Annotated in this window: 14 protein-coding genes; 12 read left to right on the plus strand and 2 right to left on the minus strand. The window is 68.4% G+C overall.

Annotated elements, in window-relative coordinates; all coding sequences use genetic code 11:
* The first annotated feature begins 6 nt into the window (after nt 1-6).
* From EJF31_RS03215 to EJF31_RS03245, 7 genes are all read left to right on the plus strand, one after another.
* On the plus strand, nt 7-1,221 hold the full coding sequence (locus EJF31_RS03215) for a homogentisate 1,2-dioxygenase (protein ID WP_125035632.1): 1,215 nt from the start codon (nt 7-9) through the stop codon (nt 1,219-1,221).
* On the plus strand, nt 1,218-2,069 hold the full coding sequence (locus EJF31_RS03220) for a hypothetical protein (protein WP_125035633.1): 852 nt from the start codon (nt 1,218-1,220) through the stop codon (nt 2,067-2,069). Before EJF31_RS03215 ends, EJF31_RS03220 begins: the two co-directional genes overlap by 4 nt.
* Nucleotides 2,066-3,253, plus strand: a complete 1,188-nt coding sequence (gene fahA / locus EJF31_RS03225; RefSeq protein WP_125035634.1) for a fumarylacetoacetase — start codon at nt 2,066-2,068, stop codon at nt 3,251-3,253. Before EJF31_RS03220 ends, fahA begins: the two co-directional genes overlap by 4 nt.
* Entirely contained in the window at nt 3,253-4,005 is a 753-nt protein-coding gene (locus EJF31_RS03230) for a CoA transferase subunit A (RefSeq protein ID WP_125035635.1), read from the plus strand. Before fahA ends, EJF31_RS03230 begins: the two co-directional genes overlap by 1 nt.
* On the plus strand, nt 4,002-4,631 hold the full coding sequence (locus EJF31_RS03235; protein WP_125035636.1) for a 3-oxoacid CoA-transferase subunit B: 630 nt from the start codon (nt 4,002-4,004) through the stop codon (nt 4,629-4,631). Before EJF31_RS03230 ends, EJF31_RS03235 begins: the two co-directional genes overlap by 4 nt.
* 64 nt (nt 4,632-4,695) lie before the next feature.
* The gene (locus EJF31_RS03240) at nt 4,696-5,652 is read left to right on the plus strand and encodes a helix-turn-helix domain-containing protein (protein ID WP_125035637.1); all 957 of its coding nucleotides are present in this window, start codon (nt 4,696-4,698) and stop codon (nt 5,650-5,652) included.
* A 131-nt stretch (nt 5,653-5,783) separates the two neighbouring features.
* Nucleotides 5,784-7,193, plus strand: coding sequence for an aldehyde dehydrogenase family protein (locus EJF31_RS03245; RefSeq protein WP_125035638.1), 1,410 nt, complete (start codon nt 5,784-5,786; stop codon nt 7,191-7,193).
* Between the two features lie 41 nt (nt 7,194-7,234).
* Here the strand turns inward: EJF31_RS03245 and EJF31_RS03250 are convergent, their stop codons facing one another.
* Nucleotides 7,235-7,804: a TetR/AcrR family transcriptional regulator gene (locus EJF31_RS03250; protein WP_221767442.1), complete on the minus strand. Its 570-nt coding sequence runs from the start codon at nt 7,802-7,804 to the stop codon at nt 7,235-7,237.
* A 56-nt stretch (nt 7,805-7,860) separates the two neighbouring features.
* Between EJF31_RS03250 and EJF31_RS03255 the strand changes: the two genes are divergently transcribed.
* Genes EJF31_RS03255 through EJF31_RS03275 form a run of 5 tightly spaced genes read left to right on the plus strand, consistent with a single transcriptional unit; the run spans nt 7,861 to nt 13,540 of the window.
* Complete coding sequence (locus EJF31_RS03255) at nt 7,861-9,336, plus strand: APC family permease (RefSeq protein ID WP_125035640.1); 1,476 nt, start codon at nt 7,861-7,863, stop codon at nt 9,334-9,336.
* Nucleotides 9,337-9,367: 31 nt separating this feature from the next.
* Nucleotides 9,368-9,718, plus strand: coding sequence for a cupin domain-containing protein (locus EJF31_RS03260; RefSeq protein ID WP_125035641.1), 351 nt, complete (start codon nt 9,368-9,370; stop codon nt 9,716-9,718).
* A 26-nt stretch (nt 9,719-9,744) separates the two neighbouring features.
* Nucleotides 9,745-11,052: an NAD(P)/FAD-dependent oxidoreductase gene (locus EJF31_RS03265; RefSeq protein ID WP_125035642.1), complete on the plus strand. Its 1,308-nt coding sequence runs from the start codon at nt 9,745-9,747 to the stop codon at nt 11,050-11,052.
* Nucleotides 11,049-13,019 carry a primary-amine oxidase gene (locus tag EJF31_RS03270; RefSeq protein WP_221767443.1) on the plus strand — a complete coding sequence of 657 codons (1,971 nt, stop codon included), beginning with the start codon at nt 11,049-11,051 and terminating at the stop codon, nt 13,017-13,019. Before EJF31_RS03265 ends, EJF31_RS03270 begins: the two co-directional genes overlap by 4 nt.
* Nucleotides 13,016-13,540 (plus strand): hypothetical protein, encoded by a 525-nt coding sequence (locus EJF31_RS03275; protein ID WP_125035643.1) that lies wholly within the window; start codon nt 13,016-13,018, stop codon nt 13,538-13,540. Before EJF31_RS03270 ends, EJF31_RS03275 begins: the two co-directional genes overlap by 4 nt.
* A gap of 189 nt (nt 13,541-13,729) precedes the next feature.
* On the opposite strand, the gene glnA is transcribed toward EJF31_RS03275, so the two are convergent.
* Entirely contained in the window at nt 13,730-15,154 is a 1,425-nt protein-coding gene (glnA, locus tag EJF31_RS03280) for a type I glutamate--ammonia ligase (protein ID WP_125035644.1), read from the minus strand.
* Between the last annotated feature and the right edge of the window lie 151 nt (nt 15,155-15,305).

Below are 15,305 nucleotides of genomic sequence, written 5' to 3' on the forward strand. Positions count from 1 at the left end.
ACCGACATGCCGTACTACCGCTCGATGGGCCACGTCCCGCAGAAGCGCCACACCCAACACCGCGCCGGCGACGGCACGCTCTACTTCGAGGAGCTGATGGGGGAGGAGGGCTTCTCCTCCGACTCCTCGCTGCTCTACCACCGGAGCATCCCGTCGGCGATCAGTGAGTACCGGGTCTGGGAGCTGCCCGACCTGTCCACCATCCCAAACCACCCGCTGGTGCCCCTCCACTTCTCGACCCACCAGCTCTTCGACGAGGACAACACCGATGTGGACGCCGTCACCGGCCGGCGGCTGCTCCTGGGCAATCACGACGTGCGCCTGTCCTACGTCGTTGCCGACACGACGTCGCCGTACTACCGCAACGCGATCGGTGACGAGTGCCTCTACATCGAGTCCGGCGAGGCGACCGTCGAGACCGTCTTCGGTGACCTGGAGCTGTCTCTGGGTGACTACGCGATCATCCCGAGGGCGACCACGCACCGGATCGTGCCCAAGGGCGGTGTGCGGATCTACGCGGTCGAAGCCAACTCGCACATCACGCCACCCAAGCGGTTCCTGTCCCGCTTCGGGCAGTTGCTGGAGCACGCGCCGTACTGCGAGCGCGACCTCCGCGGCCCCTCGGAGCCGAGCATGGTCGAGGGCAGCGACGTCGAGGTCTACGTCAAGCACCGCGGTCCCGGCCCCGGGGGCATAGCCGGAACCGTCCACGTGCTGCCCGACCACCCCTTCGACGTCGTCGGCTGGGACGGGTGCCTCTATCCGTACGCGTTCAACATCGCCGACTACATGCCGATCACCGGCAAGGTGCACCAGCCCCCGCCGGCCCACCAGGTCTTCGAGGGCCACAACTTCGTCATCTGCAACTTCGTACCGCGCAAGGTCGACTACCACCCGCTGGCGATCCCGGTGCCCTACTACCACTCGAACGTCGACTCCGACGAGGTCATGTTCTACTGCGGCGGCGACTACGAGGCCCGCAAGGGATCAGGCATCGGCCAGGGCTCGATCAGCCTGCACCCCGGCGGCCATCCGCACGGTCCGCAGCCAGGCGCCTACGAGCGCAGCATCGGCGCCGAGTACTTCGACGAGCTCGCGGTCATGGTCGACACGTTCCGCCCGCTCGAGCTGGGCGAGGCCGCGCGGGCCACCGATGACGGCGTCTACGCCTACTCCTGGGCGCGCGGGGACAAGGGCGAGACGGGAGCGACGGACGGGTGAGCGTCGAGGTACCACCCCTGTTCGCTGGTCTCTGTGACGACGCGGCCGTCTTCCCGCCGGGCAACCTGCCGCTGGCCGATGCCGTGCCTGCCCACGCCCAGCACCGGGCGGCAGCGTACGCGCCGATGGTCGGGGCCTTCGTTCTCGCCGCGAAGGACCTCGAAGGGCTGGCCTCGCTCGTCGCGAGCCTGGCGCCGCGCTCGTTCCGCCTGTCGTTGACCGTGCCGCTCCGCCAGGTCGCGGCGGCGGTGGGATACGTCGACGCGCTCGCGGCCGCGCAGCTGGAGTCCGTCGAAGTCGCCCTGCCCGACGACGCGCGTCCCGCCGAGGTGGTGCCTTCCCTAGAGCGCGCGCTGGGCGACCGCTCGGTCCCTGTCTTCGTCGAGCTGCCCAGGGACGAACGTCGCGCGAAGCTGGTCGATGCGCTGCTCGGCACCGGCTTGATGGCCAAGCTGCGCACCGGTGGGGTCCGCGCCGACCTCTACCCGGACGAGTCCGAGCTGGCCGCCGCCGTCGCCTCCCTCGCCGCCGCCGGCGTGCCCTTCAAGGCCACCGCCGGCCTGCACCACGCGGTCCGCAACACCGACCGCCAGACGGGATTCGAGCAACACGGATTCCTCAACCTGCTCACCGCCAGCGGCGCCGTGCTCGACGGAGCCGGGGTCGACGAGCTCGCGAACCTGCTCGCGGACCGTGACGGAACGCGGGTCGCCGACCGGGTGCGGACCCTGCCCGCCGAGGTCCGCGACACCTTCCGGTCCTTCGGGACCTGCTCGATCACCGAGCCGGTCGAGGAGCTCGCCGGGCTTGGTCTGATCGACACCCGACTGACGGAGAACCTCGCATGACCACACTCGACGTCCCGCCCGACGACCCCTTCGGCCGGCACAACCTCCCGTACGGGGTCTACACCGTGGCCGGCCAGGCCCCGCGGGTCGCGGTCCGGTACGGAGATCACGTCGTCGACCTCGGGGTCCTTCTCGACGACGAGCCCACCTTCGGTCAGGGATCGCTGAACGCATTCCTGGCGCAAGGGCGGGACCGCTGGATCGAGGTCCGAGCCCGCATCACCGAAGCGCTCAAAGGAGACGTGCCCCGGACGGCGGTTCACCCGCTGGGGTCGGTGACGTTGCACCTGCCGTTCGAGGTCGCCGACTACGTCGACTTCTACGCCTCCGAGCACCACGCCGCGAACCTCGGGCGGCTGTTCCGGCCCGACAGCCCGGACCCGCTGACACCGAACTGGAAGCACCTGCCGATCGGCTACCACGGCCGCTCTTCGTCGATCGTGGTGTCGGGCACCGACATCGTGCGCCCGACAGGCCAGCGCAAGGCCTCATCGGACGACGCCCCCGTGTTCGGCCCGTCGACCCGGCTCGACATCGAGGCCGAGCTCGGCTTCGTCGTCGGCACGGGCAACCCGATGGCCGAACCGATCCCGGTCGACCGGGCCGAGGAGCACATCTTCGGTGTGGTGCTCTTCAACGACTGGTCCGCACGCGACATCCAGGCCTGGGAGTACGTGCCGCTCGGGCCCAACCTCGGCAAGTCGTTCGCCTCGACGATCTCCCCGTGGGTGGTTCCGCTGCTCGCGCTGGAGGCCGCCCGGGTCGCCACCCCCGTCCAGCAGCCGACAGTGCTGCCCTACCTGGCTCTGGACGAACCGTGGGGACTGGACATCGACCTGGAAATCGCGTGGAACGGCCACGTCGTCAGCCGACCGCCGTACGCCGCGATGTACTGGTCGCCCGCCCAGATGCTGGCCCACCTCACCGTCAACGGCGCCCCGACCCGCACGGGGGACCTCTTCGCATCCGGCACGATCTCCGGGCCGGAGAAGGAGCAGCGCGGTGCGTTCATCGAGCTGACCTGGGGCGGGAAGGAGCCCGTCGACGTGGGCGGCGCCCGGCGCACCTTCCTCGAGGACGGCGACGAGATCGTCCTTTCTGCCACGGCTCCGGGACCGGACGGCGCCCGGATCGGCTTCGGCGAGGCCCGCGGGCGCATTCTGGCAAGCAAGCAGGGCTCGTGATGGACAAGGTGCGAGCATCGGCTGCCAAGGCCGTCGCCGACATCCCCTCCGGTGCCACCCTCGCGGTGGGTGGCTTCGGCCTGTGCGGCATCCCGTCCGTGCTCATCGGCGCCCTCCTTGATGCCGGCACCGACGACCTGGAGGTGGTCTCCAACAACGCGGGAGTCGACGACTGGGGCCTCGGCCTGCTGCTGAGGGCCGGCCGGCTGCGGCGAATGGTGGCGTCGTACGTGGGGGAGAACAAGGAGTTCGCGCGGCAGTACCTTGCGGGCGAGCTCGAGGTCGAGCTCACTCCACAGGGCACGTTGGCGGAGCGGATGCGCGCCGGTGGGTGCGGCATCCCGGCCTTCTTCACCGCAACCGGCGTCGGCACCCAGGTGGCCGACGGCGGCCTGCCCTGGAAGTACGCCGCGGACGGCACGGTCGTGATCGCGTCGCCGGCCAAACAGACCCAGGTGTTCGACGGTCGCACGTACGTCCTCGAACGAGCGATCGTCGCCGACTTCGCCCTGGTCCGTGCCTGGAAGGGCGATCGGCACGGCAACCTGGTGTTCAAGGACGCCGCTCGCAACTTCAACCCGCTCGCCGCCATGTCCGGCCGGACCTGCGTCGCCGAGGTCGAGCAGCTCGTCGAGCCCGGCGAGATCGATCCCAACGAGGTGCACCTGCCCGGTGTCTACGTCCACCGCCTCGTCGAGCTGACCCCGGAGCAGGCCGCAGACAAGCGCATCGAGAAGAGGACGATGCGATGACGTGGACGCGTGAGGAGATGGCGGCCCGCGCAGCGGCTGAGCTCACCGACGGTGCCTACGTCAACCTCGGGATCGGGCTGCCGACCTTGGTGCCCAACTACGTGCCGGACCACGTCGAGCTCGTGCTCCAGAGTGAGAACGGAATCCTCGGGACCGGGGCATATCCCAGCGAGGACGAGGTCGATCCGGACCTCATCAACGCCGGGAAAGAAACAGTCACGATCCGGGCCGGCGCCAGCTTCTTCGACTCGGCTACGTCCTTCGGGATGATCCGCGGCGGCAAGATCGACGTGGCCGTGCTGGGCGCCATGCAGGTCTCGGAAACCGGTGACATCGCCAACTGGATGATTCCCGGACGGATGGTCAAGGGCATGGGCGGCGCGATGGATCTCGTCCACGGTGCCCGCAAGGTGATCGTGCTGATGGAGCACGTCGCGAAGGACGGCAGCCTCAAGATCGTCGAGAAGTGCACGCTGCCCTACACGGGCCGAGGCCTCGTCCGGCGCATCATCACTGACCTCTGCGTCCTCGACGTGACAGCCGACGGCCTGCGTCTGGTCGAGCTCGCCCCGGGCGTGGACCTGGACGAGGTCCGACAGAGAACCGGACCAGCGGTCCAGAACTAGCCACTTGACAAGTTTGCTCGGGGCCGCGCACCCTGAGTCACACCCCCTTCACAACGGAGGCGCCATGACCGTCGTACTCGACACCGCAGGCCGTACCGGCGAGGACGCCTTCGACGCCTATCGCAACGCCGTGTCCCGCACGTTCGTGCCCCTCCTGGCCGAGCCCAGCCGAGCGGTCGACGCGTTCTCTTGCCGGCTGCGCTCGAGCGAGATGGGTCTGCTGCAGGTCTCGGAGGTCGAGGCCACCGCGCACGTCGTACGACGGGACGCCGGCGACGACCCCGGCTACCTCAAGCTGGGGGTGCAGCTCGCAGGGTCGGCGATCCTGCGCCAGGACGGTCGATCAACGACCCTCGTGGCGGGCGACTTCGCGCTCTACGACACGGCCCGCCCGTACGAGCTCGAGTTCCACGACGAATACACGATGCTCGTCCTGATGTTCCGCCGCTCACTGCTCAGGATCCCGACGGCCGAGTTGAGGACCCGCACGGCGCGGACCCTCCGCAGCGTCGATGGGGCCGGCGCCCTGCTCAGCCCGCTCCTCGACGGCGTAGCGCGAGAGTGCCGGGACGGCGCCCCTGCTGGCGGCGGCCATGTATGCGACGCGGTGCTGAGCCTCCTCGCAGCGAGCCTGGCGGCGCCAGCGGCTTACGAGCCACGGAGCGGTGATCGATTGGTGACTCTGCGCGAGAGCGCCAAGGCGTACATCGAGCAGCACCTGGGCGAATCTTCGCTCGACGTCACCCGAGTGGCGCAGGCCCATCACGTCTCGGTGCGGTACCTGCAGAAGGCGTTCGCCGAGGAGGCCGCGAACGTGGCCGGATACATCCGGCTGCGGCGGCTGGAGCGGTGCAGCGTCGACTTGGCCGACTTGGCCCAGCCTCGTTCGGCCGCAGCCATCGGAGCACGTTGGGGCTTCGTCGACGCGGGGCACTTCTCCCGGGTGTTCCGGACCCACTTCGGGGTGCCGCCGGGTGAGTACCGGGCACGTTACCGCGGCCCTGACCTTCAGTCGGCCTGACGCGACTTCGAGGAGTTCGCGAACAGCCAATCGGTGTGCGCGGCCATCCAATGCGGATGGCCTGTCCGTGAACGCATCGTGGAGCCATCCGAACCGATGTGACTGCGGTCACGTGAGACGAAGGCAAGACGATGGCGCAGACGACCTACGAGTCCCTCCTAGGCGCGGTCACCAACCCGGCCGGCCGCGAGATCCTCGACCCCGCCACGGGCGAGAGCGTCGGCCGGGTCGCCGACCGGTCGGTGGCCGACCTCGACGAGGCCGTGCGCCGCGCCCGGGATGCACAGCCCGGCTGGGCAGGGCGTAGCGATGCCGAGCGGATCCAGCTCCTGCTGGCCGCAGCCGACGCCGTCGAGGCAGCGGCCGAGCCACTGGCTGAGCTCCTCTCGCGTGAGCAGGGCAAGCCGCTGAACGGTCCGAACGCCCGCTTCGAGGTCGGGGCGTGCGCGGCCTGGCTCCGGGCGACCGCTGCCACAGAGCTGCCCGGTGGGACGGTCGTCGATGACGGCGAGGTCTACGCCGAGCTGCACTATCGCCCGGTCGGCGTGGTGGGCGCGATCGGGCCCTGGAACTGGCCGATGATGATCACCACCTGGCAGGTCGCGCCCTCGCTGCGGATGGGCAATGCAGTCGTGGTCAAGCCCTCGGAGCACACGCCGCTGTCGGTACTGGCCCTGGCCCAGGTGCTCAACACCGTCCTTCCGGCCGGCGTCCTCTCAGTCGTGGCCGGCGGACGCGACCTGGGAGAGCGGATGTCCACCCACCCAGACATCGACAAGCTGATGTTCACCGGCTCCACTGCCACCGGCCAAGCGATCATCCGGAGCTCCGCCGACACGGTGAAGCGCTTGACCCTCGAGCTGGGTGGCAACGACGCTGGCATCGTCCTCCCTGACGTCGACCCGCGCGCTATCGCCGAGGGTCTGTTCTGGGGAGCGTTCATCAACACCGGTCAGACCTGCGCCGCGCTCAAGCGCCTGTACGTGCACGCCGACGTCTACGACGAGGTCTGCGACGCACTCGTCGACGTCGCCCGGGCGATGCCGATGGGCCGCGGCCTGGACGAGGAGAACGTGCTCGGACCGCTGCAGAACAAGGCGCAGTACGACGTCGTCGCGCGGCTCGTCGACGCTGCTCGCCAGTCCGGTGCCAAGATCCTGCTCGGCGGCGACCCGGATCCATCCGCGGCCGGGCACTTCTACCCCACGACCCTCGTCGCCGACATCGACAACGGCAACCCGCTGGTCGCCGAGGAGCAGTTCGGTCCGGCGCTACCGATCGTGCGCTACCAAGCCCTCGACGACGTCATCTCGATGGCGAACGGCCTCGAGGTCGGCCTGGGCGCCTCGGTGTGGAGCAGCGACAAGGACGCTGCGCGAGAGGTGGCGGCCAGGCTCCAGGCCGGAACCGTCTGGATCAACGCACACGGCGCGGTGCACCCGATGGTCCCGTTCGGCGGGGTGAAGAAGTCGGGCTACGGCCTGGAGTTCGGCATCGAGGGGCTCAAGGCCGTGTCGGTCCCTCAGGTCATCAACGGCTGACGGGCGTGAGGACCATGACGAGAACATCAGGCTATGCCCGACTACGACGCCCCCACGGCACGGAGCAGGTGGCGCAGCGCCTCGACGGCCTCGCGGGTGCTGTCGGACCTGCCCTCGGCGAGGTACTGCAGCACCAGTCCGTCGAGGCAGGCGAAGACAGCCAGGTGCAGGCCAGGCACGCTCTCGAGGCCGAGACGCTCGAGCTGGCGCCGGGTTGCCTCGCGGAACTCGTCGTACTGCGCGCGAACGGCGTCGGCGAGCTCGGGATTGCGGCGTCCCTCGAGGATGAGCTCGTAGAGGAACGCTTGGCCGTCCGCGTCTGCATCGACCATCTGCACCAGGTTGTCCGCGAACTCGTCGACAGTTCGGATCTCCGCACCGAGGACGGGATCGGAGACACTCCGCTCGACCTCGTACCGGAGTGCAGCCGAGATCAGCGCGTCGCGCGAGCCGAAGTGATGCGACACCAGGCCGTGCGTGACTCCCGCTTCCTCGGCGACGGTGCGGTTCGTCAGCCCCCGCAACCCGTGGTTCGCGACGACGCGGATGGTCGCCTCGATCAGGGCATCTCGCCCACTGCCGTACCTGACAGCTCGCTCTGGCTCAATCACGAGCACCATGCTATCCAACTGGCAAGTTTGTGCCCCACAAGGAATGAGGCTCAGTCATGAGCACCAACACCACGAGCACGCCTTCGACCGCCCTGCGGAGGAACGCCGTCGGCGTGGCGGGGATCCTCTTCTTCGTCCTCTCCGCGCAGGCCCCGCTGACCGGAATCGCCGGAGCTCTTCCCGTGGCGATCCTGCTCGGCAACGGCGCCGGTGCGCCGGCCGCCTACTTGATGGTCGGGGGCGTCATCGTCCTGTTCGCGGTCGGATTCATCGCGATGAGCAGGCACGTCTCTGATTCCGGGGCTTTTTACACCTATGTCAGTCGCGGGCTCGGCCGCCGCGTCGGAACCGGTGCCTCGCAGGTCGCGCTGCTGTCCTACAACACCATCCAGGCAGCGATGTACGGCCTGTACGGCGTCGTGGTCAGCGGCCTCGCCAACACCCATCTGTCCCTCGACCTGCCGTGGTGGGTGTGGGCACTGGTCACGATGGCTGTCGTGCAGGCCCTCGGCTCGCTGAACATCGAGCTGGGTGCGAAGTTCTTGGCGGTTCTGGTCATCGCGGAGTTCTCGATCCTGCTGGCTTTCGCTGTGGTCGAGTTCGTGACCGGCGGCGGCCCCGAGGGCCTCGACCCCGGCTCCAGCTTCAGCCCGGACGCCCTCATGGCCGGAGCGCCCGGCGTGGCGCTCACCTTCGCCATCGCCTCGATGTTCGGGTTCGAGTCCACCGCGATCTATGCGGAGGAGGCCAAGGACCCGGCGCGGACGATCCCGAGGGCCACCTACCTAGCGGTTTGCACGATCGCGATCTTCTTCGCCTTCGTCTCCTGGATGGTGGTCAGTCACTACGGGGCCGGCAACGCTACGGCTGCGGCGGAGGGTGCGCTGGCGTCTGGAGACTCGACGTCGCTGGTCTTCGCCGCGATCGCGGACACGTTGGGCACCTGGACCACCGACATCGCCGGTGTCCTCCTGGCGACGTCGCTGCTCGCCGGGATCCTCGCGTTCCACAATGGGATCAACCGCTACTTCCACTCGCTCTCGGAGGCCGGGGTCTTCCACGGTCGCATCGCCAGCACGAACAAGCAGGGTGCGCCCTACATCGCCAGCGCGATCCAGACGCTGGTGGCTGCAGCACTGGTGATCCCGTTCGCAGTGCTCGACAAGGACCCGGTCCTGACGCTGTTCTCCTGGTTCAGCGGCCTGGCGGTGCTTGCGCTGGTCGTCCTGTACTTCCTCACCTCGGTTTCAGTGGTCGTGTACTTCCGGCGCAGCGGCCTGGACCCCAGGTTGTGGAACACGCTCATCGCCCCGGTCGCCTCCGCCGTGCTGATCGTCGCCGGGACGGTCCTGGTGTTGAGGAACCTCCCGACTCTGATCGGCGGCTCCACGACCACCGCCACGGTCCTGGCCGCAACGGTTCCCGTGGTCTTCGCCGGCGGCTGGGCCCTCGGCCACCTGCGTGGCCACGCCACGGAAGCGGGCCACATGGAACCAGACACCGGCGGCACAGCCCCCGCCACCGTCAGCTGAAGATCGTCACCCCCAAGCAGAGGAGAAGCGAATGAACAACACCACCGCCCTGACGTCCGCCGCCGACGCCGACGAGCGCTGGGAGCCGTTCGTCCACGAAGGCGTGCAAGTGGGCGAGGTCCACTGGCTGAGCCAGGAGATCCGCGACAGCGGACCAGTCGTGTCCGGGCTCTGGCGGATCAGCGCCGAGGCCGGTGCCCAGCTGCCGTACGCCGTCGCCGGAACGGAGATGTTCCAGGTCCTGGAGGGCGAGGCCGTCCTCGAGCAAGTCGACGGCACGTCGATCAAGCTCGTCCCCGGTGTCATCATCTCGCTCCCCGATGGCTACACCGCGACCTGGCGGACCTCGAGCGACTTCAAGAAGTTCTTCGTCGTCGCCTGACCGCGACGACCATCGGAGAGACGAGCATGAGCAGCAGCACCTACGACGTGGTCGTGGTCGGCGCCGGCTTCGCCGGCGTCACCGCAGCTCGTGAGCTACACCGCCGCGGCCGCCGTGTGGTGATCGTCGAGGCACGCGACCGGATCGGCGGACGCACCTGGACCGAGGACACGTGGGGTCGTCCGCTGGAGATGGGCGGCACCTGGGTGCACTGGGTCCAGCCGCACGTGTGGGCGGAGATGACGCGCTACGGCATAGGGGCGGTGTCATCGCCGACCCCGGTGCAGGCCTACTGGCTTGCCGACGGCAGGCGGCATGCCGGCACCGCGGACGACCTGATGGCACTCATCGACAAGGGGATGCGGGGAACCACGTCCGAGGCGCTGACCTACTTCCCGACTCCCTACCAGCCGCTGGCCGCAGACGTCCCGGCAGACGTGGACGGCGTCTCGATCCGGACCAGGATCGAGCAGCTCGAGCTCTCGCCCGAGGAGTTCGACCTCGTTGAAGGAATGTGGGCGACCAACTTCAACGGCGCCACCGACGTCGGCGCTTACACCCAAGGCCTGAGGTGGTGCGCCCTCGCTGGCGGCAGCTGGCAGCTCATGTTCGAGGCGTGCGCGACGTACAAGGTCGAGGGAGGGACCGGCCGACTGGTCCAGGCGATGTTCGAGGACAGCCGCGCCGACCTGCGGCTTGACACCATCGTCGCTGCGATTCGTCACAATCAGGAGGGGATCGTCGTCGAGCTGACCGACGGCACCCGGCTGGAGGCCGCTCACGTCGTCGTCACCACGCCGCTGAACGCCCTCGGCGCCATCGAGTTCGAGCCTGCGTTGAGCGTGGTGAAGCAGGCTGCGGCAGCCGACGGTCAGGCATCCAGCGGAGTGAAGGTGTGGGCTCGCATCGCGGGCGAGTACGAGCCGTTCGTCGCGCTCGCGCCGAGCACCTCCCCACTGACGTTGGCCCAGGTCGAGCACGTCGGGGACGGGGAGACCCTGGTCGTCATGTTCGGCTCGAACGCGAGCCTTCTCGACGGCACCGACCGCCAGGCGACGCAGGACGCACTCGCGCAGTGGATCCCCGACGTCCAGGTGATCGCCACGGCGAGTCACGACTGGGTCGCCGACCCGCTGTCGCGTGAGACCTGGCCCATGTTGCGCACCCACCAGCTGACCGGTGCGTTGGAGGAGCTGCAGCGGCCGGAGGGGCGCGTCGTCCTGGCCGGCTCTGACTACGCCAACGGCTGGATGGGCTTCATCGACGGCGCGATCGAGAGCGGCATGAGGGCCGCGCGCATCGTGTCGGGCCACGCCAGGGAGGATCTGTCGTGACCATCGAGATCGCCGACGTTGCCGTCGCCGAGCACCCGTTGGACCCGTTGAGCGCCGCGGAGATCACCGCATTCCGCGGAACCCTGGAGGCGGCCGGCATGGTCACCGAGGCGACCCGTTTCGCCTACGTGACCCTGGTCGAGCCGGGCAAGGACCTGGTCGGAGCGCACAGCCCGGGCGATGCGGTCGCCCGCCAGGTCCGCGGACTGCTCCTGGATCTTGCCGAGCGCACGACGACATGGGTCGATGTCGACGTCACCGCACGTTCGGTGCTCGCCACGCGGGAGGTCGAGCCCGACACCGGGCAGGGCCCGATCCTCGACGAAGACTTCGTGTGCGTCGACGAGCTGTGCAAGGCGGACGCCCGCTGGGTCGACGCCGTACGCCGCCGGGGAATCAGCGAGCTCGACCAGCTCCGATGTGTCGCGTTGTCGGCCGGCTCCTTCGGCTATGAGGACGAGCGCGCGGTCCGCTCTGCTCGGGTGCTCGCGTTTCAGCTGACCCACCCGACCGATTCGATGTGGGCCCATCCCGTCGACGGCGTCGTCGCGCACGTCGACCTGACGAACCAGAAGGTGCTGCGCGTCGTCGAGACGGACATCGAGCACGTCCCCGCCGAGTCCGGCGACTACCTCGACCCCGAGGTCAGGGGAACGCTGCGCGAGAGCCTCAAGCCGCTCGTGATCACCCAGCCCGAAGGCGTGTCCTTCCAGCTCGAGGGCAACGTACTCACGTGGGAGAACTGGAGCGTCCGGCTCGGGTTCAACGGCCGCGAAGGCCTCACCCTCCACCGCCTCACCTTTGACGACCGTGGGACGGAGCGCCCGATCCTCAACCGGGCATCGATTGCCGAGATGGTCGTGCCCTACGGCGACCCGACCCCGACGCACGACTGGCAGAACTACTTCGACGTAGGGGAGTACCAGTTCGGCCGGCTCGCCAACCCCCTCGAGCTCGGCTGCGACTGTCTGGGCGACATCACCTACGTATCGGCCACCGTCGCTGATGACCACGGCAAGCCCCGCGAGATCAAGAACGCCATCTGCATCCACGAGGAGGACTACGGGATCCTCTGGAAGCACAACGACACGTTCTCCGGCACCAGCGAGGTCCGTCGGCAGCGGCGGCTGGTCGTCTCGTTCTTCGTGACCGTGGGCAACTACGACTACGGCTTCTACTGGTACCTCTACCTCGATGGCGGCATCGAGCTCGAGGCCAAGGCCACCGGCATCGTCTTCACCTCGGGACATCCGGGCGGGGACTACCCGTACGCCACGGAGATCGCGCCAGGACTGGGCGCCCCGGTGCACCAGCATCTATTTTCGGCCCGCCTCGACATGGAGGTCGACGGCACTGCCAACGCGGTGGAGGAAATCGACGTGGCGCGGGTGCCGATGGGCGACAACAACCCGGTCGGCAACGCCTTCACCCGGACGATCACCCGCTTTCGCAGTGAGCAGGACGCGCAGCGCGAGGCGGACGCATCGGTCGGCCGCACATGGGCAGTGGTCAACACTGAAACGTCCAACCGGATGGGACGTCGGCCGGCGTACGTCCTCTACCCGACCCAGTCGCCGCTCCTCCTCGCCGCCGATGACTCCTCGATCCGCCGGCGCGCCGCCTTCGCGACGAAGGCGCTGTGGGTCACCCGGTACGACGACGAACAGCTGTGGGCGTCGGGGGAGCTGGTCAACCAGCACCCCGGTGGCGCAGGACTGCCCGAGTACACGAACGACGACCGTGACATCGACGGTCAGGACATCGTGCTCTGGCACACCTTCGGACTGACCCACTTTCCACGGCTGGAGGACTGGCCGATCATGCCGGTCGACTACGCCGGGTTCATGTTGAAGCCTGATGGGTTCTTCGACCGCAACCCGACCCTGGACCTCCCGGCACCGCCCCGCGGCCACTGCGCGCCGGAAGCCGCCGATGCTGACGGCGGATGCTGCGGGGGAGTGGCGTGAGCGAGGTGCTGCATGCCGGTGCGGTGGTGCCGGCTGCGGTGGGGCTGTGCTGCGTCGCACGAGATCGCGCGCGCGTGGTGGAGATGTGTGCGGCTGCGCTCATGCTGCTGGCGATGCTCGACCTGGCGCTTGGGTCGCCTGTGCTTTCCGCCGCCGCGTGGTCCACGGTCCTCATCGGCACGGCAGGGTGGCTCGCCCTGTCTTCGCGGCTGAGCCTGGCACCCCCTTGCGCGCACAGCGTGCTGGGCACCGCGCTGATGGCAGTGTGTGCCGCAGTGATGGCCGTTCGCGGTCACGTGCACGCCCTGGCAGGCGAGACCCACCGCGTCGGGCACGTCCACGACATGGCGCACGAGACCGCGCTCGGCGGCCTGCTGGTCGCGGCCATCGCCGGTACGGCGGTCTACCTCCCGGTCACGTGGCGCGTGATGCGCGACGCCACCGCCTCCGCGAGCGTCCGTGTCGCAGCCGGGTCCATGGCGGCCTCACTTGTCATCATGCTCGCCGCCGCGACCGTGTGAGCCGGTGAAGCTGGGGCGCCCAGCTGCGACCTGGTGGCCGATCCGGATCGCTGCGGCCCTGCGCGGGCGGGTACGGCAGGACCCGGCAATTCCTTCTCGACAAGCTCGCGGACAAAAGCACCGAGGGCCCCAGCTAGACCGGGGCCCTCGGTGTCGAACCCTGAGTTCGAGCTCTACGTGCACAAGTGACTAGATGTCGTAGTAGAGCTCGAACTCGTGCGGGTGCGGGCGCATCTGCACGGGCAGGATCTCGTTGCTGCGCTTGTAGTCGATCCAGGTCTCGATCAGGTCCGGCGTGAACACGTTGCCCTGGGTCAGGAACTCGTGGTCGGTCTCGAGGGAGTCGAGCACGGCGTTGAGCGACGTGGGGACCTGGTCGATGTCGGCCATCTCGTCCGGCGGGAGCTCGTAGATGTCCTTGTCGATCGGGGCGGCGGGCTCGATCTTGTTCTTGATGCCGTCGAGGCCGGCCAGCAGCAGCGCCGAGAAGGCGAGGTAGGGGTTGGCCGACGGGTCGGGGCAGCGGAACTCGATGCGCTTGGCCTTCGGGTTGGAGCCCGTGATCGGGATCCGGACGCAGGCCGAGCGGTTGCGCTGGCTGTAGACCAGCGAGATCGGGGCCTCGAAGCCGGGCACCAGGCGGTGGTAGGAGTTCACCGTCGGGTTGGTGAAGGCCAGCAGCGACGGGGCGTGCTTGAGGATGCCGCCGATGTAGTAGCGGGCCATGTCCGAGAGGCCGCCGTAGCCGGTCTCGTCGAAGAACAGGGGCTCGCCCTGGTCCCAGATGGACTGGTGGACGTGCATGCCCGAGCCGTTGTCACCGAAGATCGGCTTCGGCATGAAGGTGGCCGACTTGCCGTTGCGCCAGGCGACGTTCTTGATGATGTACTTGAACTTCATCACGTCGTCGGCGGCCTTGAGCAGCTCGTCGAACTTGTAGTTGATCTCGGCCTGGCCGGCAGTGCCGACCTCGTGGTGGGCACGCTCGACCTGCAGGCCGGACTTCTCCAGCTCGATGACCATCTCGTCGCGGAGCTCGCCGAAGTGGTCGGTCGGGGCGACCGGGAAGTAGCCGCCCTTGTACTTCACCTTGTAGCCGCGGTTGTCGTTCTCGAACGAGTCGCCGGTGTTCCAGGCGCCGGCGACGGAGTTGATCTCGTAGTAGCCGGCGTTCTGCTTGGTCTCGAAGCGCACGTTGTCGAAGACGTAGAACTCGGCCTCGGGGGCGAAGTAGGCCTTGTCGCCGACGCCCGTGCTCGCCAAGTAGGCCATCGCCTTGCGCGCGATGTTGCGCGGGTCGCGGGAGTAGGCCTCACCGGTGAGCGGGTCGTGGATGAAGAAGTTGACGACCAAGGTCTTGGCCGCGCGGAAGGGGTCCAGGTACGCCGTCGTCGGGTCCGGGAACAGCGACATGTCGGACTCGTGGATGGCCTGGAAGCCGCGGATGGAGGAGCCGTCGAAGTTGAGGCCGTCGTCGAAGACGGACTGGTCGAACGACGACACCGGGACCGTGAAGTGCTGCATGACGCCGGGAAGGTCGCAGAAGCGGACGTCGACCATCTCGACGCCTTCATCCTTGACGTACTTGAGCAGCTCGTCGCTGTTCTGGAACATTCGTCCTCCTTGGCTGCGACCTCGGTGGGCAGCCGACACAAAGCAAGCGAGTAGTCGGCCCGGAGCGGCGCTGCGCCGGGCACTGCCCGAACCTAGGCTCGGGCAGTTTCTTGACCGTATCTGGTTTGTTTCGGCCATGTAACAGGTGGCC

Origin of the sequence: Nocardioides sp. LS1 (genome assembly GCF_003865225.1) — a bacterium.
GTDB lineage: Bacteria > Actinomycetota > Actinomycetes > Propionibacteriales > Nocardioidaceae > Nocardioides > Nocardioides ginsengisegetis.